We start from the raw sequence: 20384 nt of genomic DNA, 5'->3' as shown, positions 1-20384 counted from the left end.
CGCGAGACCTGACATTTTGAGGTTGTTTTGACTGATACCCACGACATCGATTCGTCCGAATCCGCGCATGCCGTCGCGACGGCGCGCGCCGACGGCGCACCCGAGCAGTCCGCTCAGGATGCGAGCGGCGAAGACCGCCCGCGCCGCGGCTTGCGACGCGGTCCGCGCAGCTTGATCGCACGCCGCCGAGCGGCAGCGAAGTCGAAGAACGCCGACAACGCGGAGAGCGCCGAGGCGGCCGCGACCGGCGACGCCGATGCGGGCGCCGGCGCCGCGAAGGCGCCCACGCGCGCGCCGCGCGGCAAGGACGCCGCGGCGAAGACGCCGCGCAAGCCGGCGGCCGGCAAGCGCGAAGGCGCGGCGCGGCAAGGCCAGGCGAAGCGCGGTGCGGCAGCTTCGGCGGCCGAGGCTGCTGCGCCCGCCGAGACCGGTCAGGACGATCTGTTCGCTTATGTGATTTCGCCGGCATTCGACGCCGATAACAATGCATCGGGCGGTGGCGTGCGCGCGCCGATGCTGCGCCGTGGCCGTCAGAGCCAGCCGAAGCGTGTGCTGTCGCCGGACGACGATGCGCCGAAGCTGCACAAGGTGCTCGCCGAAGCCGGGATGGGCTCGCGGCGCGAGATGGAAGAACTGATCATCGCCGGGCGCGTTTCGGTGAACGGCGAGCCGGCGCACATCGGCCAGCGGATCATGCCGACCGACCAGGTCCGGATCAACGGCAAGCCGGTCAAGCGCAAGCTGCCGAACAAGCCGCCGCGCGTGCTGCTGTATCACAAGCCGACGGGCGAGATCGTGAGCCACGCGGACCCGGAGGGTCGCCCGTCGGTGTTCGACCGGCTGCCGACGATGAAGACCGCGAAGTGGCTCGCGGTCGGCCGGCTCGACTTCAACACCGAAGGCCTGCTGATGCTGACGACGTCGGGCGACCTCGCGAACCGCTTTATGCATCCGCGCTACAGCGTCGAGCGCGAATATGCGGTGCGCGTCGTCGGCGAGCTCCCCGAGGCGTCGCGCCAGAAGCTGCTGCACGGCGTCGAGCTCGACGACGGTCCGGCGAACTTCCTGCGCATCCGCGACGGCGGGGGCGAAGGCACGAATCACTGGTATCACGTTGCGCTTGCCGAAGGGCGCAACCGCGAAGTGCGGCGGATGTTCGAGGCGGTCGGCCTGATGGTGAGCCGCCTGATCCGCACGCGCCACGGCCCGATCCCGCTGCCGCGCGGCCTGAAGCGCGGCCGCTGGGAGGAGCTCGACGAGGCGCAGGTGCGTCGCCTGATGGCGGCCGTCGGCCTGAAGGCGCCGACCGAGGAGAAGGGCAAGCACGGCGGTGCGACCGAGCGCCGCCAGCCCGATCCGATGCAGACGTCGATGGGCTTCATCAATCGCGAGCCGGTGCTGACGACCCACGGCCAGCTCGACCAGCCGCGGCGTGGCCGTCGCGGTCCGGCGGGCGGTGGCTTCGGCGCGGGCGCAGGCGGCTACGCCGGTCTGCCGGGCTACGGTGGTGGCGGCGGCGGCGCGCGCCAGGGCGGCCGCGACGTCGACGGCAATCGCGCGTCCTACGGCGCGGGCGGCAACAAGCGCGGCGCCGGCAAGGGCGGCCGCAGTGGCAATGGCAACGGCAATCGTGCCGAAGGCAACGCGGGCGGCGCGCGCGGCGGCCAGCGCACGCCGCCGCAGCGCAATCGTTCGCGGGGCCGCTGAGCGACGCGAAACGGCATTCGCAACTGCGCTCGCGTGTTGCGAGTGCCTCGCGAAATCGCCGTTTCGGGCCGATTTCGCGGGGCGAAGCTTTGCGTTCGGGCCAAAAATCGCTATAATCGCGGAGTCGCTGGGCGTACGGATTCGATGTGTAGCTCAGGTGCGACCAACGGTAACAAGATGGGCGTTGCGCCCATTTTTTTTTGCCGAAACGGTTGAGCATCTCGGGTAGCGCTTCCTGCGCCGGCTAAGGCGCGCGTCTGCGGGTGAATCGCGAGGGGCGGGCGCGGACACCCGAGAGGACACTGTGCAACTGACGGAACTGATAGAAACTACGGTCACTGGGCTCGGCTACGAGCTCGTCGATCTCGAGCGCACCGGGCGCGGCATGGTCTGCGTCTATATCGATCAGCCCGCCGGCATTACGATCGACGATTGCGAGAAGGTCACGCGTCAGCTCCAGCACGTACTGACGGTCGAAAACATCGATTACGAACGGCTCGAGGTTTCGTCACCGGGGCTCGACCGGCCGTTGAAGAAGCTGGCTGACTTCACGCGTTTCGCGGGCAGCGAGGCCGTCATCACCCTGAAAAAGCCGCTGGACGGGCGCAAGACGTACCGGGGCATTCTGCACGCGCCGAACGGCGAGACGATCGGTTTGGAATTTGAGAGGAAGAAGGGCGAGGCGGCCATGCTGGATTTCACGCTGGCTGACATCGACAAGGCCCGCCTGATTCCGCACGTTGACTTTAGGAGCCGCAAACAATGAGTCGCGAAGTGTTGATGTTGGTGGATGCGCTGGCGCGCGAGAAGAACGTCGACAAGGACGTCGTGTTGGGCGCGCTCGAAGCAGCCCTCGCGTCGGCATCCAAGAAGCTGTTCGACGAAGGCGCCGAGATCCGCGTACATATCGATCGCGAGAGCGGTGAACACGAGACGTTCCGTCGCTGGCTCGTCGTGCCCGACGAAGCCGGCCTGCAGGAGCCGGATCGCGAGATCCTGCTGTTCGAGGCGCGTGAGCAGAAGCCGGACGTCGAGGTCGGCGATTATGTCGAGGAGCCGGTGCCGTCGATCGAGTTCGGCCGGATCGGCGCACAGGCGGCAAAGCAGGTGATCCTGCAGAAGGTTCGCGACGCGGAGCGCGAGCAGATCCTGAACGACTACCTCGAGCGCGGCGAGAAGATCATGACGGGCACGGTGAAGCGCCTCGACAAGGGCAACTTCATCGTCGAATCGGGCCGCGTCGAGGCGCTGCTGCGCCGTGACCAGCTGATTCCGAAGGAAAACCTGCGCGTCGGCGACCGCGTGCGTGCGTACATCGCGAAGGTCGACCGCACGGCGCGCGGCCCGCAAATCGAGCTGTCGCGCACCGCGCCCGAGTTCCTGATGAAGCTCTTCGAGATGGAAGTGCCGGAGATCGAGCAGGGCCTCCTCGAGATCAAGGCGGCTGCGCGCGATCCCGGCGTGCGCGCGAAGATCGGCGTCGTCGCGTACGACAAGCGGATCGATCCGATCGGCACCTGCGTCGGCATCCGCGGTTCGCGCGTGCAGGCCGTGCGCAACGAGCTCGGTGGCGAAAACATCGACATCGTGCTATGGTCGGAAGATCCCGCCCAGTTCGTGATCGGCGCGCTCGCGCCGGCGGCCGTTCAGTCGATCGTCGTCGATGAAGAAAAGCATTCAATGGACGTCGTCGTCGACGAGAACGAGCTGGCTGTCGCGATCGGCCGCAGTGGCCAGAACGTTCGTTTGGCCAGCGAACTGACCGGCTGGCAGATCAACATCATGACGCCGGACGAATCCGCCCTGAAGCAGAACGAAGAGCGCGATGCGCTTCGCGGTCTCTTCATTGCGCGCCTCGATGTCGACGAGGAAGTCGCGGACATCCTGATCGACGAGGGCTTCACGAGCCTCGAAGAGATCGCCTACGTGCCGCTGAACGAAATGCTCGAGATCGAGGCGTTCGACGAAGACACCGTCCATGAACTGCGCAACCGCTCGCGCGACGCGCTGCTCACGATGGCGATCGCGAACGAGGAGAAGGTCGAGACGGCCGCACTCGATCTGAAGAGCCTCGACGGCGTTACGTCCGAACTGCTCGCGAAGCTCGCGGAGCAGGGCGTGCAGACGCGCGACGATCTCGCGGAGCTTGCCGTGGACGAGCTGGTCGACATGACCGGCATGGACGAGGAATCCGCGAAGGCGCTGATCATGAAGGCGCGCGAACACTGGTTCCAGTGAGAAATGACCATGGCGCAATGATTTGCTGGCGGCCGGAAGGCCTGACCCGATGCTAACCGCAAGGAATTGGTCCTTGCACTAAGAGGAATGAATGGCGAGTAACAACGTAGCCCAATTTGCCGCGGAACTGAAAATGCCTGCTGGTGTGCTGCTCGAACAGCTGCAGGCGGCGGGCGTCCAGAAAGCGAGCGAGGACGATGCGCTGTCGGAGACGGACAAGGCGCGTCTGCTCGATCATTTGCGCAAGTCGCACGGCGCGACCGATGGCGACAAGCGCAAGATCACGCTGACTCGCCGGCACACGTCGGAGATCAAACAGGCCGACGCGACGGGTAAGGCTCGCACCATTCAGGTCGAGGTGCGCAAGAAGCGCACGTTCGTCAAGCGTGACGACGTGAGCGAGACGGGCGCCGACCAAGCACAGGCGCAGGCCGACGAGCAAGCCGATGCGGAGCTGAAGCGCCGCGAGGAAGAAGCGCGCCGCGAGGCCGAACTGCTCGAGAAGCAGGCTCAGGAGCTGCGCGAGCGTCAGGAGCGCCTCGAGCGCGAGGAGGCCGAGCGCCGTGCGCGCGAAGAGGCCGCCGAAGCCGAGCGTCGCCGCGCGGAAGATGACGCCGCGGCGAAGCGCGCGGCCGCTGTCGCGCAGGCCGAGGCCGTGCAGCAGGCTGCGGCTGCTCGCGAGGAAGCGCAGCGTGCCCAGACCCAGCCCGAGCAGTCGGCTCAGGAAGAGGCACGCGCGGCCGCCGAGCGTGCCGCGCAGCGCGAAGCGGCGAAGAAGGCGGAGGATGCCGCACGCGAAGCCGCCGACAAGGCGCGTGCCGAGCAGGAAGAGATCCGCAAGCGCCGCGAAGCCGCCGAGGCGGAAGCGCGCGCGATCCGCGAAATGATGAACACGCCGCGCCGGGCGCAGGTGAAGGCGGTCGAGCCGCCGAAGCCCGTCGAGCAACCGGCTGCGAAGGCGGCCGAGGCGAAGGGCACGCTGCACAAGCCGGCGAAGCCCGCCGGCGAGGCGGCCGCGGCCCGTCCCGCGCCGAAGAAGCCGGCGGGCGCCGCACCGGCGCCCGCCGCTGCGCCTGCGGGCGATCGCGCCAAGAAGCCGGGCACCGGCAAGAGCGGCTGGCAGGACGACGCAGCGAAGCGCCGCGGGATCAAGACGCGCGGCGATTCGAGCGGCGGCGTTGATCGCGGCTGGCGCGGCGGCCCGAAGGGTCGCGGCAAGCATCAGGATAGTGCATCGTCGTTCCAGGCGCCGACCGAGCCGATCGTGCGTGAAGTGCATGTGCCGGAAACCATCTCCGTCGCGGATCTTGCGCACAAGATGGCGGTGAAGGCTTCGGAAGTCATCAAGGTGATGATGAAGCTCGGCCAGATGGTCACGATCAATCAGGTGCTCGACCAGGAAACCGCGATGATCGTCGTCGAGGAGCTCGGCCACCGTGCGGTCGCCGCGAAGCTCGACGATCCGGAAGCGCTGCTCGTCGAAGGCGAGGCCGGCAGCGATGCGGAGCAACTGCCGCGTCCGCCCGTCGTCACCGTCATGGGTCACGTCGACCACGGCAAGACGTCGCTCCTCGACTACATCCGTCGTGCGAAGGTTGCGGCGGGCGAAGCGGGCGGCATTACGCAGCATATCGGCGCATACCACGTCGAAACGCCGCGCGGCGTCGTCACGTTCCTCGATACCCCGGGTCACGAGGCGTTCACGGCCATGCGTGCGCGCGGCGCGAAGGCGACCGACATTGTCATTCTGGTGGTTGCGGCCGACGACGGCGTGATGCCGCAGACGAAGGAAGCGATCTCGCACGCGAAGGCGGGCGGGGTGCCGATCGTCGTCGCGATCAACAAGATCGACAAGCCGGAGGCGAATCCGGATCGCGTCAAGCAGGAACTCGTCGCGGAAGGCGTCGTGCCGGAAGAGTACGGCGGCGATTCGCCGTTCGTGCCGGTGTCGGCGAAGACGGGCGTCGGCATCGACGACCTGCTCGAGAACGTGCTGCTGCAGGCGGAAGTGCTGGAGCTGAAGGCGCCCGTCGACGCGCCCGCGAAGGGCATCGTGATCGAAGCGAAGCTCGACAAGGGCAAGGGTCCGGTCGCGACGGTGCTCGTACAATCCGGTACGCTGAATCGCGGCGACGTAGTGCTTGCAGGTTCTGCGTACGGCCGCGTGCGCGCGATGCTCGACGAGAACGGCAAGCCGACGAAGGAAGCCGGCCCGTCGATCCCGGTCGAAATTCAGGGCCTGTCCGAAGTGCCGGGCGCGGGCGAGGAAGTCATCGTGCTGCCGGACGAGCGCAAGGCGCGCGAAATCGCGCTGTTCCGTCAAGGCAAGTTCCGCGACGTCAAGCTCGCGAAGCAGCAGGCGGCGAAGCTCGAAAGCATGCTCGAGCAGATGGGCGAGGGCGAAGTGCAGAACCTGCCGCTCATCATCAAGGCGGACGTGCAGGGCTCGCAGGAAGCGCTCGTGCAGTCGCTGCTCAAGCTGTCGACCGACGAAGTGCGCGTGCAGATCGTGCACAGCGCGGTGGGCGGCATCAGCGAAAGCGACGTCAACCTCGCGACCGCATCGAAGGCCGTCATCATCGGCTTCAACACGCGTGCGGACGCTCAGGCTCGCAAGCTCGCCGAGTCGAACGGCATCGACATCCGCTACTACAACATCATCTACGACGCAGTGGATGAGGTGAAGGCAGCGATGTCGGGCATGCTCGCGCCGGAGAAGCGCGAAGTCGTGACGGGCATGGTCGAGGTGCGCCAGGTATTCAAGGTGCCGAAGGTCGGCGCGGTCGCGGGCTGTATGGTCACGGACGGCGTCGTCAAGCGCACGTCGTCGGTGCGCGTGCTGCGCAACAACGTCGTGATCTTCACCGGCGAGCTCGATTCGCTGAAACGCTTCAAGGACGATGTGAAGGAAGTGAAGCAGGGCTTCGAATGCGGTATGTCGATCAAGAACTTCAACGATATCGTCGAAGGCGATCAGTTCGAAGTGTTCGAGGTCACGGAAGTCGCGCGTACGCTGTAACATCGGCGTGACGGCTTGAATGGGCGGGTCGGGCTTGGGCCCGTCCCGCCCATTTTCATGAACGGTGTCGCGCGCAGCGCCGATCAACCGGATGACGGATTTACCATGACTAAAAAACGCAGTTCTCCCAATCGCAACGTGCAGATCGCCGATCAGATCCAGCGTGATCTGTCGGAGCTCATCATGCGCGAGGTCAAGGACCCGCGCATCGGGATCGTCACGATCCAGTCGGTCGAGCTCACGCCCGACTACGCGCACGCGAAGGTCTATTTCACCGCGCTCACGGGCAATCCCGCGGACACGCAGGACGCGCTCAATCACGCAGCCGGCCATCTGCACAATCTGCTCTTCAAGCGCCTGCACATTCACACGGTGCCGACACTCCATTTCCATTACGACCAGACGATCGAGAAGGCCGTCGCGATGTCGCGCCTCATTGAAGAGGCAAACGCGACGCGTGCGAAGGACGACTGAGCATCGCACGAGCCCTTGCGCGAAGACCACATGACGACTGTTTCGCCTCGCCCCCGGATTCCGCGCCGCGCGCTCGACGGCGTGCTGCTGCTCGACAAGCCGGTCGGGCTTTCGAGCAACGACGCGCTGATGCGCGCCAAGCGCCTGTATCTTGCGAAGAAAGCGGGCCACACGGGCACGCTCGATCCGCTCGCATCGGGATTGCTGCCGCTATGCTTCGGCGAAGCGACGAAGTTTTCGCAGGATCTGCTCGACGCCGACAAGACCTATGAAGCGACGATGCGCCTCGGCGTGCGCACGACGACAGGCGACGCCGAAGGCGACGTGCTCGACACGCGCGACGTGGCCTGCGACGAGGCCGCAGTCGATGCGACGCTCGCGCGTTTCACCGGCGATATCGTGCAGGTGCCGCCGATGTACTCGGCGTTGAAGCGCGACGGCAAGCCGCTATACGAATATGCGCGCGCCGGCCAGACGGTCGAGCGCGAAGGGCGCACGGTGACGATCCGCTCGCTCGAGCTCCTGTCGTGCGCGGTGCCCGACGTGACGTTTCGCGTCACGTGCAGCAAGGGCACCTATGTGCGCACGCTCGCCGAGGACATCGGCGAAGCGCTCGGCTGCGGCGCGCATCTGACGATGCTGCGCCGTACCGGCGTCGGTTCGCTGACGCTCGAGCATGCGGTAACGCTCGATGCGCTCGACGCCGCGACGCAAGTCGAGCGCGACGCGCGACTCGCGCCCGTTGACACGCTGCTGTCGACGTTCCCGCTCGTGAAGCTCGACGCGGCGCTCGCGAAGCGTTTTCTTCACGGCCAGCGCCTGAAGCTCGCCGAACTGGCCGCGCGGCCTACGGACGAAGGCGCGCGCGTGCGCGTCTACGACGGCGACGACCGGCTACTCGGCGTCGCGCGTGCGATAGAAGGGGTGCTCGCGCCGGAACGGCTCGTCGTGACGGGCGCGTAGTCGCTTGGGCGGGTCGCGGCGAGGCCGGCCAGCGCCGCTCCGCGCGCAACAAGCAAGGCGAAGTGCGATGCCGCGCCGACGATGGATACGCCGTCGCGCCACACGGCATGCAGGGACGCAGCGCGCGCGATGTCAGCGTGATCGATACGACGTCAGCAAAACAAAACGCCCGGCTCGAAGGCCGGGCGTTTTGCTTGGTGCGGCGTGAACGGCGCGAAGCGCCGCTCAGTGCGCGGCCGACGCCGCCGCGCTCGAATCGCCGCCGCCCGCACGCTCGGGCTTCGTGATCCAGATGAGCGCGATCAGCAGCACGAAGATCGCGGCCGAGATGTAAAACAGGTCGTTCACGCCCAACTGTGCGGCCTGCTGCGTCGCGAGGTTGTTGATGAGCCCGTGCGCCTGCTCCCGCGTGAGGCCGAGCTGGCCCATCTGCGTGACCGCTTGATTGAACGTCGGGTTGTACGGATTCGCCTGTTCGACGAGCTGCGCGTGGTGGAAGTTGTTCCGGTGGTCCCACGCGGTTTGGAAGATCGACGTCCCGATGCCGCCGCACATGATCCGCACGAAGTTCGACAGACCCGACGCCGCCGGAATCCGGTGGCCGGGCAGGCCGGACAGCGTAATCGATACGAGCGGAATGAAGAAGCCCGCCATCGCGATGCCTTGCACGAAGGTCGGCGCCATCAGCGACCATTCGTCGACGCCCGTCGTGTAGCGCGAGCGCATCCAGAAGCACAGCGCGAACGTCAGGAATGCGGCCGTCGCGATGTAGCGCGGATCGGTGCGCGACAGAAACTTGCCCGTGAGCGGCGACAGCAGGATCGCGAAAAAGCCGACGGGCGCCATCACGAGTCCCGCGTCGGTCGCCGTGTAGCCGATCTGCGTTTGCAGCCACAGTGGCAGCAGCACGAGATTGCCGAAGTAGAGCCCGTAGCCGACCGACAGCGCGATCGTGCCGCCCGTGAAGTTGCGCATCCGGAACAGCGACAGATCGACGACCGGATGCTCGGCCGTCAACTCCCAGACGACGAAGAACGCAAACGCGATCAGCGCGGTGAGCGCGAGCACGACGATCGTCGTCGACGCGAACCAGTCGAGGTCCTTGCCCTTGTCGAGCATGACCTGCAGCGAGCCGACCCAGATCACGAGGAGCGCGAGCCCGACGCCGTCGATCGGCGCGCGGCGGACGGCCGACTCGCGACTGCGATAGATCATCCACGTGACGGCCGCGGCGGCGAAGCCGACCGGAATGTTCACATAGAAGATCCATGGCCACGAGTAGTTGTCCGAGATCCAGCCGCCGAGAATCGGGCCGGCCACGGGCGCGATCAGCGTCGTCATTGACCACAGCGCGAGCGCCATCGGCGCTTTCGCACGCGGATAGCTCGACAGCAGCAGCGCTTGCGACAGCGGGATCATCGGCCCGGCGACCGCGCCTTGCAGCACGCGCGACGCAAGCAGGAACGGCAGCGTCGGCGCAAGCCCGCACATCCATGACGAGATCACGAACAGGATGATCGACGCGAGGAAAAGGCGTACCTGGCCGAAGCGCTCGGTGAGCCAGCCCGTGAGCGGCACCGAGATCGCGTTCGCGACCGCGAACGACGTGATGACCCAAGTGCCCTGGTCGGACGACACGCCGAGGTCGCCCGAGATCGTCGGGATCGCGACGTTGGCAATCGACGTGTCGAGCACGTTCATGAACACGGCGAGCGATACCGCGATCGTGCCGAGTATGAGCTGTCCGCCGGTGAGCGGAGGAAGGGGAGCTTGTGGCTGTGCCATGCTTCGTGGTCCGGCGTGAAAGGCGCTTACATCAGGTTCGATGTGCGGCCGGCGACCTTCGCGGCCGGCGTCGGCCCGCCCGAGCCGCCCGAGTTCGCCGCGATGATGCGCGCGATCTCCGCATTCGCTTCGTCGCCGTACTTCGCGAACACGTCGGTCTCGTATACGGTGTTCTGCACGTTGCCGAGCTGGTTGCCGCTTTCGTCCTTGATGTCGACGTCAACTTGCATCGACAGGCCGATCCGCAGCGGATGATCCTTCAGATCCTTCGGATCGAGCTCGACGCGCACGGGCAGACGCTGGACGACCTTGATCCAGTTGCCCGTCGCGTTCTGCGCCGGCAGCAGCGAGAACGCGGCGCCCGTGCCGGCCGAGAAGCCGATCACCTTGCCGTGGTACTTGACCGACGAGCCGTAGATGTCGGCCGTCAGCTCGACCGGCTGGCCGATCCGCATGTGCTTCAACTGCACTTCCTTGAAGTTCGCGTCGACCCACACGGCGGCGAGCGGCACGACCGACATCAGCGGCGTGCCCGGCGACACGCGCTGTCCGACCTGCACCGAGCGCTTCGCGACATAGCCGGTGACGGGCGCGGGCAGCGTGTTGCGCGCGTTGCCCAGATACGCGTCGCGGACCTTCGCGGCGGCGGCGAGCACGTTCGGATGATCGGTGATCGTCGTGTTCGCGGTGAGCGCGCGATTCGACGCGAGCTGCTGCTCGGCGGCGTCGAGCGATGCCTGCGCGGCCTTCACCGCATCGCGCGCGTGCGAGATTTCTTCCTGCGACACGGCGCCCGTCTGCGCGACGGCGAGCCGGCGGCGCAGGTCGTCCTGCGCCTTCGACAGGTCCGACTGGCGCAGCGCGACCTGCGCGCGGTACTGGTCGTCGTTGACATAGAGGCCGCGCACCTGGCGCACCGTTTGCGCGAGGTTCGCCTCAGCCTGCTGCAGCGCAACTTGCGAATCGGCCGGGTCGAGCATGACGAGCGGGTCGCCTGCCTTCACGGTCTGCGTGTCGTCCGCCTTCACCGCGATCACGGTGCCCGTCACCTGCGGCGTGATCTGCACGACATTGCCGTTCACATAGGCGTCGTCGGTGGATTCGTGGAAGCGCGCGACGAGCAGGTAATAGAGGCCGTAGGCGATCGCGGCGATCGCGATCACCGCGACGAGCAGCGTCATCATCCGCTTGCGCTTGCCGTTGCTCTGCGGCTGCGCGGTCGCTGCGTTTTGTTGAGGGTCGCTCATGGCGAGTTTCTCCGTCTTCTATCTAAGGCGATTAAAGCGAGGGTCCGGATGTGTCCGGGAATTCAGTTCGACGCGTGCTGCGCGGAGGCGTCCGGCGTCGACGCGGGGGCGGGCGCGGCGAGCCGCGTGCCGGTCGCGTCGAAGCCGCCGCCGAGCGCCTTCGCGAGGCCGATTTGAAGGTCGCGGCGGCGCATCTTCAGGTTCGTCACCGTCTGCTCGGCGGCGAGCCGATTGCTGTCCGCATTCAATACCTGCAGTTGCGGCGACAGGCCCGCCTTGTAGCGGATCACCGCAAGCTCGTACGCGCGCGTCGACGCGTCGAGCGCGCGCTGCGCGTCGCCCATCTGCGTGTCGATCGAGCGGATCGACGCGACTTGCGTCGCGACGTCGTTCAAGGCATTGATCAGCGCCTGGTTGTAGTTCGCGACGGACAGATCGAAGTCGGCGTAGCGGCCCTTCAGCCGTGCGCGCAACGCGCCGCCGTCGAAGATCGGCAGATGGATCGCCGGGCCGAATTGCGCCTGGCGGCTCGCGAAGTTCAGGAATTTGCCCCAGCCGAACGCATCGAAGCCGAAGCCCGCCGCGAGGTTGATGTCCGGGAAGAACTCGGCTTTCGCTTCCTTCACGTCGTGCATCGCCGCCTCGACCTGCCAGCGCGCGGCGACGATGTCCGGGCGGCGCGACACGAGATCGGCGGGCAGGTTGTCCGGCAGCGCGACCGCAGCGCCCGGGCTCAGCACGGGTGCCGCGATTTTCAGCCCGCGGTCGGGGCCCTTGCCGAGCAGCGCGGCGAGCTGATAGCGCACGTTCGTGATCTGGCCGTCGAGATCGGATAGCGTCGACTGGCTCGTCGCGATGTTGCCGCGCGCGGTCTGGCGCTCGACGTTGGTGTCGAGGCCCGCGCCGACGCGGCCGTCGGTGATCTTGCCGACTGTCTGCCGGTTCGAGATCTCGCGCTCGGCGATGTCGCGCAGCGCGTAGAGCTGCGCGAGCTGGTTATAGGTGCGCGCGACCGATGTCGCGAGCGTCACGCGCGCCTGCTGCATGTCGGCTTCGGCGGCCTTTTCCTGCGACACGGCCGCATGGAGGCGCGCGCGGTTCTTGCCCCACAGGTCGAGCTCCCACGACGCGCTCGCGAGTGCGTTGTTCTCGCTGTACCACTGGCCGCCGAACGGCGGCGGGAAGAGGGCGTTGCCCGAATACAGCTCGCGGGTCCACGAATACTTCGCGTCCGCCTGCGGCAGGAGCGTCGAGCGCGACGACTCGATGTACGACGACGCCTTCGCGATCCGCGCCTGCGCCTGCGCGATCGTCGGATTGCCTTCGAGCGCCTCGTCGATCAGCTTCGGCAACTGCGAATCGCCGAACTGGTTCGCCCAGTCGAGCGACGGCCACTGGCCGCCTTGCGCGGGCAGGCTCTGCGTGCTTTCGAACTGCGTCGCGGGGGCCATTGCCTTGTCGCTCTTGATGCCGAAATAGTTCGCGCATCCCGCGAGCGCGAGCGCGGCGACCGCGACGGCCGTGGCGGTCCGGCAGGCGGACAACGGGAAGGTTTTCATTGCTGGGTATCCTGACTCGGAATCTGACTCGGAATGAATAGTGGACACTGCAAGGATTTCCTTACATTTATCTGTCTGAATTACTTGTTGCGGCAATATTTACGATGGGCTTCCGCCGGTACCCGGACATTCGCCTGAATTGACGAGAATGCGACGCAGCATGCTCTTGAGGAAGCCGACTTCCTCGGGCGTGAAGCCATCGAGCACCTGATCGAGCACGCTGCGGAAGATTGCCGGCATGCGCCTCGTGAGTTCGCGTCCTTCGTCGGTCAGTTCGAGCCGCACGACGCGCCGGTCCTCGTTGCTGCGCACCCGCTGCAGCAGGCCGCGCTTCTCGACGCGGTCGAGCAGGCGCGTGATCGCGCTTGCGTCGATGCCGTACTCGCGCGCGAGCTCGGCCGCCGTCGAGCATTTGCCGACGGCGAGCATGAACAGCATGGTCGCCTGCGTGCCGGTGATGCCGAGTTCCGTCTGCGTGCGCTGCGTGACCATGTTCGTCATCAGCGATTTCACGCGCGACATCAGATAGCCGACGCTGTCGTTGATCTGATACAGGGACAGATCGAGATCATGCTGCGGGGAAGAGGGGTCCGACATAAATTCTCTGAGGCTGCAATAGTTGACTAGGCAGCAGTATAGGCGCGATTAGTTGCTGCGGCAAATGTTAATTGAAGCTCCATTTGGATGCAGAACTGCAAAAATGGCCCTGACGCGAGTGGGCCCATCGGCGACTGGCGGATGGCGGCGCCGATGCCGCACCGCAACGGGCGGCTCAGCTTGCGACATATTGACGTGCTATAATTTCAGGCTTTTCAAGCTGCAAATCGCGCGCGCATCGGGCAACGGTGCGCGCGCGTTTGCGCGTTCCATCCGTTTTCAGGTTTCTATGACCCGCGCCCTTCGCAACATCGCCATCATCGCCCACGTCGACCACGGCAAGACGACGCTCGTCGACCAACTGCTTCGCCAGTCCGGCACCTTCCGCGAGAACCAGCAGGTCGCCGAGCGGGTGATGGATTCGAACGACATCGAAAAGGAGCGCGGGATCACGATTCTCGCGAAGAACTGCGCGGTCGAGTACGAAGGCACGCACATCAACATCGTCGACACGCCGGGACACGCGGACTTCGGCGGTGAAGTGGAGCGCGTGCTGTCGATGGTCGACTCGGTGCTCCTTCTCGTCGACGCGGTCGAAGGCCCGATGCCGCAGACCCGCTTCGTGACGAAGAAGGCGCTCGCGCTCGGTCTCAAGCCGATCGTCGTCGTCAACAAGATCGACCGTCCGGGCGCGCGGATCGACTGGGTGATCAACCAGACGTTCGACCTGTTCGACAAGCTCGGCGCGACCGAAGAGCAGCTCGACTTCCCGATCGTCTACGCGTCGGGCCTGAACGGCTACGCATCGCTCGATCCGGCCGCGCGAGACGGCGACATGCGTCCGCTGTTCGAGGCGATCCTCGAGCACGTGCCGGTGCGTCCGGCCGATCCGGAAGCGCCGCTGCAACTGCAGATCACGTCGCTCGACTACTCGACGTACGTCGGCCGGATCGGCGTCGGCCGCATCACGCGCGGGCGCATCAAGCCCGGCATGCCGGTCGTGATGCGCTTCGGCCCGGAAGGCGACGTGCTGAGCCGCAAGATCAACCAGGTGCTGTCGTTCGAGGGTCTCGAGCGCGTGCAGGTCGAGTCGGCCGAGGCGGGCGACATCGTGCTCATCAACGGCATCGAGGACGTCGGCATCGGCGCGACGATCTGCGCGGTCGACACGCCTGAAGCGCTGCCGATGATCACTGTCGACGAGCCGACGCTGACGATGAACTTTCTCGTCAATTCGTCGCCGCTCGCGGGCCGCGAAGGCAAGTTCGTGACGAGCCGCCAGATCCGCGACCGCCTGATGAAGGAGCTGAACCACAACGTCGCGCTGCGCGTGAAGGACACGGGCGACGAAACGGTGTTCGAGGTGTCGGGCCGCGGCGAGCTGCACCTGACGATCCTGGTCGAGAACATGCGCCGCGAAGGCTACGAGCTCGCGGTGTCGCGTCCGCGCGTCGTGATGCAGGAAGTCGACGGCGTCAAGCACGAACCGTACGAACTCCTGACGGTCGATCTCGAAGACGAGCACCAGGGCGGCGTGATGGAGGAACTCGGCCGTCGCAAGGGCGAGATGCTCGACATGGTGTCGGACGGCCGCGGCCGCACGCGTCTCGAATACCGGATTCCGGCGCGCGGCCTGATTGGCTTCCAGGGCGAATTCCTCACGCTCACGCGCGGCACGGGCCTGATGAGCCACATCTTCGATGCGTACGCGCCGGTCAGGGAAGGTTCGGTCGGCGAGCGCCGCAACGGCGTGCTGATCTCGCAGGACGACGGCGCGGCGGTTGCCTATGCGCTGTGGAAGCTGCAGGATCGCGGCCGCATGTTCGTGAAGCCGGGCGACGCGCTCTATGAAGGCATGATCATCGGCATCCACAGCCGCGACAACGACCTGGTGGTGAACCCGATCAAGGGCAAGCAGCTGACCAACGTGCGCGCGTCGGGCACCGACGAAGCGGTGCGCCTCGTGCCGCCGATCCAGATGTCGCTTGAATACGCGGTCGAATTCATCGACGACGACGAACTCGTCGAGGTGACGCCGCAGTCGATCCGCCTGCGCAAGCGTCACCTGAAGGAGCACGAGCGTCGCCGCGCGAGCCGCGAAGCCGAAGCCGGCTGAACGTTCGCCGGGCGTTGCCCGCGCGTCGCGCCGCCTCCGCGATGCATCGAAAGAGCCGCCTTCGGGCGGCTTTTTCGCATGTGCGGAAAGAGGGTGGGCACGCCGTTTGAAAAACAGTGTTGCATGCTGCCGCCGGAATGATCGCGAACCGCGCGAAAGCCCGCCGGGACGGGCTTTCAGGGCGCTATCGCCGTGCTCGCCGCAGGGTTTTCTGTGATATGCTGCGCGCACGCAAGTTTTAGGTCCTTCCAAGCAAGACTTGATTCGCGCAATCCGCTAAACGGTCAGGCCGTGTCGCGGAAGGTTGAGTAACCCGCTATTTCTCGAGAAGCTCGAAGAAAGGTGAGCGTCAAATGTCAGATGTAATGAAGCAGTTCCAGCTGAACTCGTATTTGTTCGGCGGCAACGCTTCGTATGTTGAAGAACTGTACGAAGCCTATTTGGATAATCCGGCGTCGGTGCCGGAAAACTGGCGCGAATATTTCGACGCACTGCAAAATGTTCCCGCGACCGACGGTTCCAACGCGAGCGACGTGGCCCACAATCCGATCGTCGAATCGTTCGCGCAGCGCGCGAAAGCCAACGCTTTCATCCCGCGCGAAAGCGGCGGCAACCTCGCTACCGCCCGCAAGCAAGTTCACGTTCAGTCGCTCATCAGCGCTTATCGCTTCCTCGGCTCGCAATGGGCCAATCTCGATCCCCTGAAGCGCCGCGAGCGTCCCGCGATTCCCGAGCTGGAACCCGCGTTCTACGATTTCTCCGAAGCCGACCTCGACCAGACGTTCAGTGCGAGCAACCTGTATTTCGGTTTCGAGCAGGCGTCGCTGCGCGACATCGTCAAGGGTCTGCGCGACACGTACTGCGGCACGATCGGCGCCGAGTTCATGTACATCGGCGACCCGGAGCAGAAGCGCTGGTGGCAGGATCGCCTCGAGACGATCCGCGCGACGCCGAACTTCTCGGCTGACAAGAAGAAGCACATCCTGAACCGCCTGACGGCCGCCGAAGGCCTCGAGCGCTACCTGCACACGAAGTACGTCGGCCAGAAGCGCTTCTCGCTCGAAGGCGGCGAGAGCTTCATCGCATCGATGGACGAAGTCGTCCGGCACGCGGGCTCGAAGGGCGTGCAGGAAATCGTCATCGGCATGGCGCACCGCGGCCGTTTGAACGTGCTCGTGAACACGCTCGGCAAGATGCCGGCCGATCTCTTCGCCGAATTCGAAGGCAAGCACGTCGACGATCTGCCGGCAGGCGACGTGAAGTATCACAAGGGCTTCTCGTCGGACGTCTCGACGGAAGGCGGCCCGGTTCACCTGTCGCTCGCGTTCAACCCGTCGCACCTCGAAATCGTCAACCCGGTGGTCGAAGGTTCCGCGAAGGCGCGGATGGACCGCCGCGGCGACGCCGACGGCCTGCAAGTGCTGCCCGTGCAGATCCACGGCGACGCGGCGTTCGCGGGCCAGGGCGTCGTGATGGAAACGCTGAACCTCGCGCAGACGCGCGGCTACGGCACGCACGGCACGCTGCACATCGTCATCAACAACCAGATCGGCTTCACGACGTCGGACCCGCGCGATTCGCGCTCGACGCTGTACTGCACCGACGTCGTCAAGATGATCGAGGCGCCGGTGCTGCACGTGAACGGCGACGATCCGGAAGCGGTCGTGCTCGCGACGCAGATCGCGATCGACTACCGGATGCAGTTCCACAAGGATGTCGTGATCGACATCGTCTGCTTCCGCAAGCTCGGCCACAACGAGCAGGACACGCCGGCCGTCACGCAGCCGCTGATGTACAAGAAGATCGCGCAGCACCCGGGCACCCGCGCGCTGTACGCGGAGAAGCTCGTCCAGCAGGGCGTGATCACGGCTGAAGAAGGCGATGGCTTCGTGAAGGCGTACCGCAAGGCGATGGACGACGGCCATCACACGGTCGATCCGGTGCTGTCGAACTACAAGAGCAAATACGCGGTCGACTGGATGCCGTTCCTGAACCGCAAGTGGACCGACGCGGCCGACACCGCGGTGCCGCTTGCCGAGCTGAAGCGCCTCGGCGAACGCATCACGACGGTGCCCGAGAACTTCAAGGTCCACCCGCTCGTCGAGCGCGTGATCAACGATCGTCGCGCGATGGCGCGCGGCGAGCAGCCGCTCGACTGGGGCATGGGCGAGCACCTCGCGTTCGCATCGCTCGTCGCGTCGGGCTACGCCGTGCGCCTGACCGGCCAGGACTCGGGCCGCGGCACGTTCACCCACCGCCACGCGGTGCTGCACGACCAGAACCGCGAGCGCTGGAACGACGGCACCTATGTGCCGCTGCAGAACATCGCCGAAGGCCAGGCGAAGTTCACGGTGATCGACTCGGTGCTGTCGGAAGAGGCGGTGCTGGGCTTCGAATACGGCTATTCGACCGCCGAGCCGAACACGCTCGTCGCGTGGGAAGCGCAGTTCGGCGACTTCGTCAACGGCGCGCAGGTCGTGATCGACCAGTTCATCTCGTCGGGCGAAGTGAAGTGGGGCCGCGTGTCGGGCCTGACGATGCTGCTGCCGCACGGCTACGAAGGCCAGGGTCCGGAGCACTCGTCGACTCGCATCGAGCGTTTCCTGCAGCTCTGCGCGGATCACAACATGCAAGTGGTGCAGCCGACGACGCCGGCGCAGATTTTCCATCTGCTGCGCCGCCAGATGATCCGCCTGTTCCGCAAGCCGCTCGTCGTGGCGACGCCGAAGTCGCTGCTGCGCCACAAGGAAGCGGTGTCGGACCTGTCGGAGCTGGCGAAGGGTTCGTTCCAGCCGGTGCTGGGCGAAGTCGACGGCGGCATCGACGCGAAGAAGGTCAAGCGCGTGCTGGCCTGTTCGGGCCGCGTGTACTACGACCTCGTCGCGCATCGCCGCGAAGCGAAGGCGAACGACGTCGCGATCGTCCGGATCGAGCAGCTCTATCCGTTCGCGCACAAGCAGTTCGAAGCGGAGATGAAGCGGTTCGAGAACGCGACGGAAGTGGTCTGGGTGCAGGACGAGCCGCAAAATCAGGGTCCGTGGTTCTACGTCGAACACCACCTGAAGGAAGGCATGAAGGAAGGGCAGAAGCTCGCGTACAGCGGCCGCCCGGCTTCCGCCTCGCCGGCCGTCGGCTATTACGCGAAGCACTACGAGCAGCAGAAGGCCCTCATCGAAGGCGCATTCGGCCGCTTGAAGAGCGCATCGATCGCGAAATAAAGAGACGCAGCGAAGCGGGAAGGCGCGGTGCGCTTTCCCGCACGCTTTCGATCGCGCGCGCCGCGCGCCGCGACTCCCGACAGCGCACGCAAACGTCTCGTCATTACCCAGATTAAGCATCCAGGAAATTCAAATGGCTATCGTAGAAGTCAAAGTCCCCCAGCTCTCCGAATCGGTTTCGGAAGCGACCATGCTGCAGTGGAAGAAGAAGCTCGGCGAAGCCGTCGCGCAAGACGAAATCCTGATCGAGCTCGAGACCGACAAGGTCGTCCTCGAAGTGCCGGCGCCCGCCGCGGGCGTGCTCGCGCAAGTACTGCAGAACGATGGTGACACGGTCGTCGCCGACCAATTGATCGCGACGATCGACACCGAAGCGAAGGCGGGCGCCGCCGCTGCCGCGGCCGGCGAAGCCGAAGTCCAGCCGGCCGCAGCACCCGCTGCCGCACCGGCCGCGCAACCGGCTGCCGCCGCTGCGTCGAGCACGGCTGCCGCTGCACCGTCCGCCGCGAAGCTGATGGCCGAGAAGGGTCTCGCCGCAGGCGACGTCGCCGGCTCGGGCCGCGACGGCCGCATCACGAAGGGCGACGTGCTGTCCGCGGGCAGCGCGCCGAAGGCCGCTCCGGCCGCCGCGCGGGCGTTGGCCGCCGCGAAGCCGGCGTTGCCGGAAGTGAAGGTGCCGGCGTCGGCGACGACGTGGCTCAACGACCGTCCGGAACAGCGCGTGCCGATGTCGCGTCTGCGCGCGCGTATCGCCGAGCGTCTGCTCGAGTCGCAGCAGACGAACGCGATCCTGACGACGTTCAACGAAGTGAACATGCAGCCCGTCATGGACCTGCGTGCGAAGTACAAGGACAAATTCGAGAAGGAACACGGCGTGAAGCTCGGCTTCATGTCGTTCTTCGTGAAGGCCGCGGTCCACGCGCTGAAGAAGTTCCCGCTCGTGAACGCGTCGATCGACGGCAACGACATCGTCTACCACGGCTACTTCGACATCGGCATCGCGGTCGGTTCGCCGCGCGGCCTCGTCGTGCCGATCCTGCGCAACGCGGATCAACTGAGCCTCGCCGAGATCGAGAAGAAGATCGCCGAATTCGGCCAGAAGGCGAAGGACGGCAAGCTGTCGATCGACGAAATGACGGGCGGTACGTTCTCGATCTCGAACGGCGGCGTATTCGGCTCGATGCTGTCGACCCCGATCATCAACCCGCCGCAGTCGGCAATCCTCGGCGTGCACGCGACGAAGGAGCGCCCGGTCGTCGAGAACGGCCAGATCGTGATCCGTCCGATCAACTATCTCGCGCTGTCGTACGACCACCGGATCATCGACGGCCGCGAAGCGGTGCTGTCGCTCGTCGCGATGAAGGACGCGCTCGAAGATCCGGCGCGCCTGCTGCTCGACCTGTAAGCACGCTTTTCCCGCATCGAACCGCTGCGGCGAGCCGCGCGGGCGCCCCTTTCCGG

The 20384-nt window shown here is 65.9% G+C and carries 13 protein-coding genes and 1 pseudogene; 9 read left to right on the top strand and 5 right to left on the bottom strand.

The features are described 5' to 3' along the window. Positions 1-27: 27 nt before the first annotated feature. The 6 genes from rluB (at position 28) to truB (ending at position 8401) form a co-directional block, all read left to right on the top strand. On the top strand, positions 28-1707 hold the full coding sequence (rluB, locus tag WS62_RS12420; protein ID WP_066571089.1) for a 23S rRNA pseudouridine(2605) synthase RluB: 1680 nt from the start codon (positions 28-30) through the stop codon (positions 1705-1707). 304 nt (positions 1708-2011) lie between these two features. Next, positions 2012-2473, top strand: coding sequence for a ribosome maturation factor RimP (rimP, locus tag WS62_RS12415; RefSeq protein ID WP_004193908.1), 462 nt, complete (start codon positions 2012-2014; stop codon positions 2471-2473). Next, the gene (gene nusA, locus WS62_RS12410) at positions 2470-3945 is read left to right on the top strand and encodes a transcription termination factor NusA (RefSeq protein WP_066571088.1); all 1476 of its coding nucleotides are present in this window, start codon (positions 2470-2472) and stop codon (positions 3943-3945) included. The genes rimP and nusA overlap by 4 nt, the downstream gene beginning before the upstream one ends. Positions 3946-4036: 91 nt before the next feature. Continuing rightward, positions 4037-6964 carry a translation initiation factor IF-2 gene (gene infB / locus WS62_RS12405; RefSeq protein ID WP_066571087.1) on the top strand — a complete coding sequence of 976 codons (2928 nt, stop codon included), beginning with the start codon at positions 4037-4039 and terminating at the stop codon, positions 6962-6964. 105 nt (positions 6965-7069) lie between these two features. Then, positions 7070-7438: a 30S ribosome-binding factor RbfA gene (gene rbfA, locus WS62_RS12400; RefSeq protein WP_066489542.1), complete on the top strand. Its 369-nt coding sequence runs from the start codon at positions 7070-7072 to the stop codon at positions 7436-7438. A 57-nt stretch (positions 7439-7495) separates the two neighbouring features. Continuing rightward, on the top strand, positions 7496-8401 hold the full coding sequence (gene truB, locus WS62_RS12395; protein ID WP_442855080.1) for a tRNA pseudouridine(55) synthase TruB: 906 nt from the start codon (positions 7496-7498) through the stop codon (positions 8399-8401). A gap of 225 nt (positions 8402-8626) precedes the next feature. On the opposite strand, the gene WS62_RS12390 is transcribed toward truB, so the two are convergent. From WS62_RS12390 to WS62_RS38085, 5 genes and pseudogenes are all read right to left on the bottom strand, one after another. Further along, complete coding sequence (locus WS62_RS12390; protein ID WP_066571085.1) at positions 8627-10186, bottom strand: DHA2 family efflux MFS transporter permease subunit; 1560 nt, start codon at positions 10184-10186, stop codon at positions 8627-8629. A 26-nt stretch (positions 10187-10212) separates the two neighbouring features. Further along, the gene (locus WS62_RS12385; RefSeq protein ID WP_066571084.1) at positions 10213-11433 is read right to left on the bottom strand and encodes an HlyD family secretion protein; all 1221 of its coding nucleotides are present in this window, start codon (positions 11431-11433) and stop codon (positions 10213-10215) included. 62 nt (positions 11434-11495) lie between these two features. Next, positions 11496-12992: an efflux transporter outer membrane subunit gene (locus WS62_RS12380; protein WP_066571083.1), complete on the bottom strand. Its 1497-nt coding sequence runs from the start codon at positions 12990-12992 to the stop codon at positions 11496-11498. Positions 12993-13091: 99 nt separating this feature from the next. Next, complete coding sequence (locus WS62_RS12375) at positions 13092-13589, bottom strand: MarR family winged helix-turn-helix transcriptional regulator (RefSeq protein WP_066571082.1); 498 nt, start codon at positions 13587-13589, stop codon at positions 13092-13094. A 198-nt stretch (positions 13590-13787) separates the two neighbouring features. Beyond that, positions 13788-13926 (bottom strand): annotated as a pseudogene (locus tag WS62_RS38085) (pyridoxal-dependent decarboxylase). Between WS62_RS38085 and typA the strand changes: the two are divergent. From typA to odhB, 3 genes are all read left to right on the top strand, one after another. Further along, on the top strand, positions 13879-15705 hold the full coding sequence (typA, locus tag WS62_RS12370; protein ID WP_066489556.1) for a translational GTPase TypA: 1827 nt from the start codon (positions 13879-13881) through the stop codon (positions 15703-15705). The pseudogene WS62_RS38085 and the gene typA overlap by 48 nt on opposite strands. Before the next feature lie 353 nt (positions 15706-16058). Then, positions 16059-18923 (top strand): 2-oxoglutarate dehydrogenase E1 component, encoded by a 2865-nt coding sequence (locus WS62_RS12365; protein WP_066489558.1) that lies wholly within the window; start codon positions 16059-16061, stop codon positions 18921-18923. Positions 18924-19056: 133 nt separating this feature from the next. Further along, entirely contained in the window at positions 19057-20328 is a 1272-nt protein-coding gene (gene odhB, locus WS62_RS12360; RefSeq protein WP_066571081.1) for a 2-oxoglutarate dehydrogenase complex dihydrolipoyllysine-residue succinyltransferase, read from the top strand. The last annotated feature ends 56 nt before the right edge of the window (positions 20329-20384 follow it).

This window comes from Burkholderia sp. ABCPW 14, assembly GCF_001523835.1.
GTDB lineage: Bacteria > Pseudomonadota > Gammaproteobacteria > Burkholderiales > Burkholderiaceae > Burkholderia > Burkholderia mayonis.
This window is presented reverse-complemented; position numbering and strand designations above follow the sequence as displayed.

Coding starts and splice junctions, on each gene's coding strand:
- nusA (WP_066571088.1), top strand. CDS start 2,470: ATGAGTCGCGAAGTGTTGATGTTGGTGGATGCGCTGGCGCGCGAGAAG.
- infB (WP_066571087.1), top strand. CDS start 4,037: ATGGCGAGTAACAACGTAGCCCAATTTGCCGCGGAACTGAAAATGCCT.
- rbfA (WP_066489542.1), top strand. CDS start 7,070: ATGACTAAAAAACGCAGTTCTCCCAATCGCAACGTGCAGATCGCCGAT.
- WS62_RS12390 (WP_066571085.1), bottom strand. CDS start 10,186: ATGGCACAGCCACAAGCTCCCCTTCCTCCGCTCACCGGCGGACAGCTC.
- WS62_RS12385 (WP_066571084.1), bottom strand. CDS start 11,433: ATGAGCGACCCTCAACAAAACGCAGCGACCGCGCAGCCGCAGAGCAAC.
- WS62_RS12380 (WP_066571083.1), bottom strand. CDS start 12,992: ATGAAAACCTTCCCGTTGTCCGCCTGCCGGACCGCCACGGCCGTCGCG.
- WS62_RS12375 (WP_066571082.1), bottom strand. CDS start 13,589: ATGTCGGACCCCTCTTCCCCGCAGCATGATCTCGATCTGTCCCTGTAT.
- typA (WP_066489556.1), top strand. CDS start 13,879: ATGACCCGCGCCCTTCGCAACATCGCCATCATCGCCCACGTCGACCAC.
- WS62_RS12365 (WP_066489558.1), top strand. CDS start 16,059: ATGTCAGATGTAATGAAGCAGTTCCAGCTGAACTCGTATTTGTTCGGC.
- odhB (WP_066571081.1), top strand. CDS start 19,057: ATGGCTATCGTAGAAGTCAAAGTCCCCCAGCTCTCCGAATCGGTTTCG.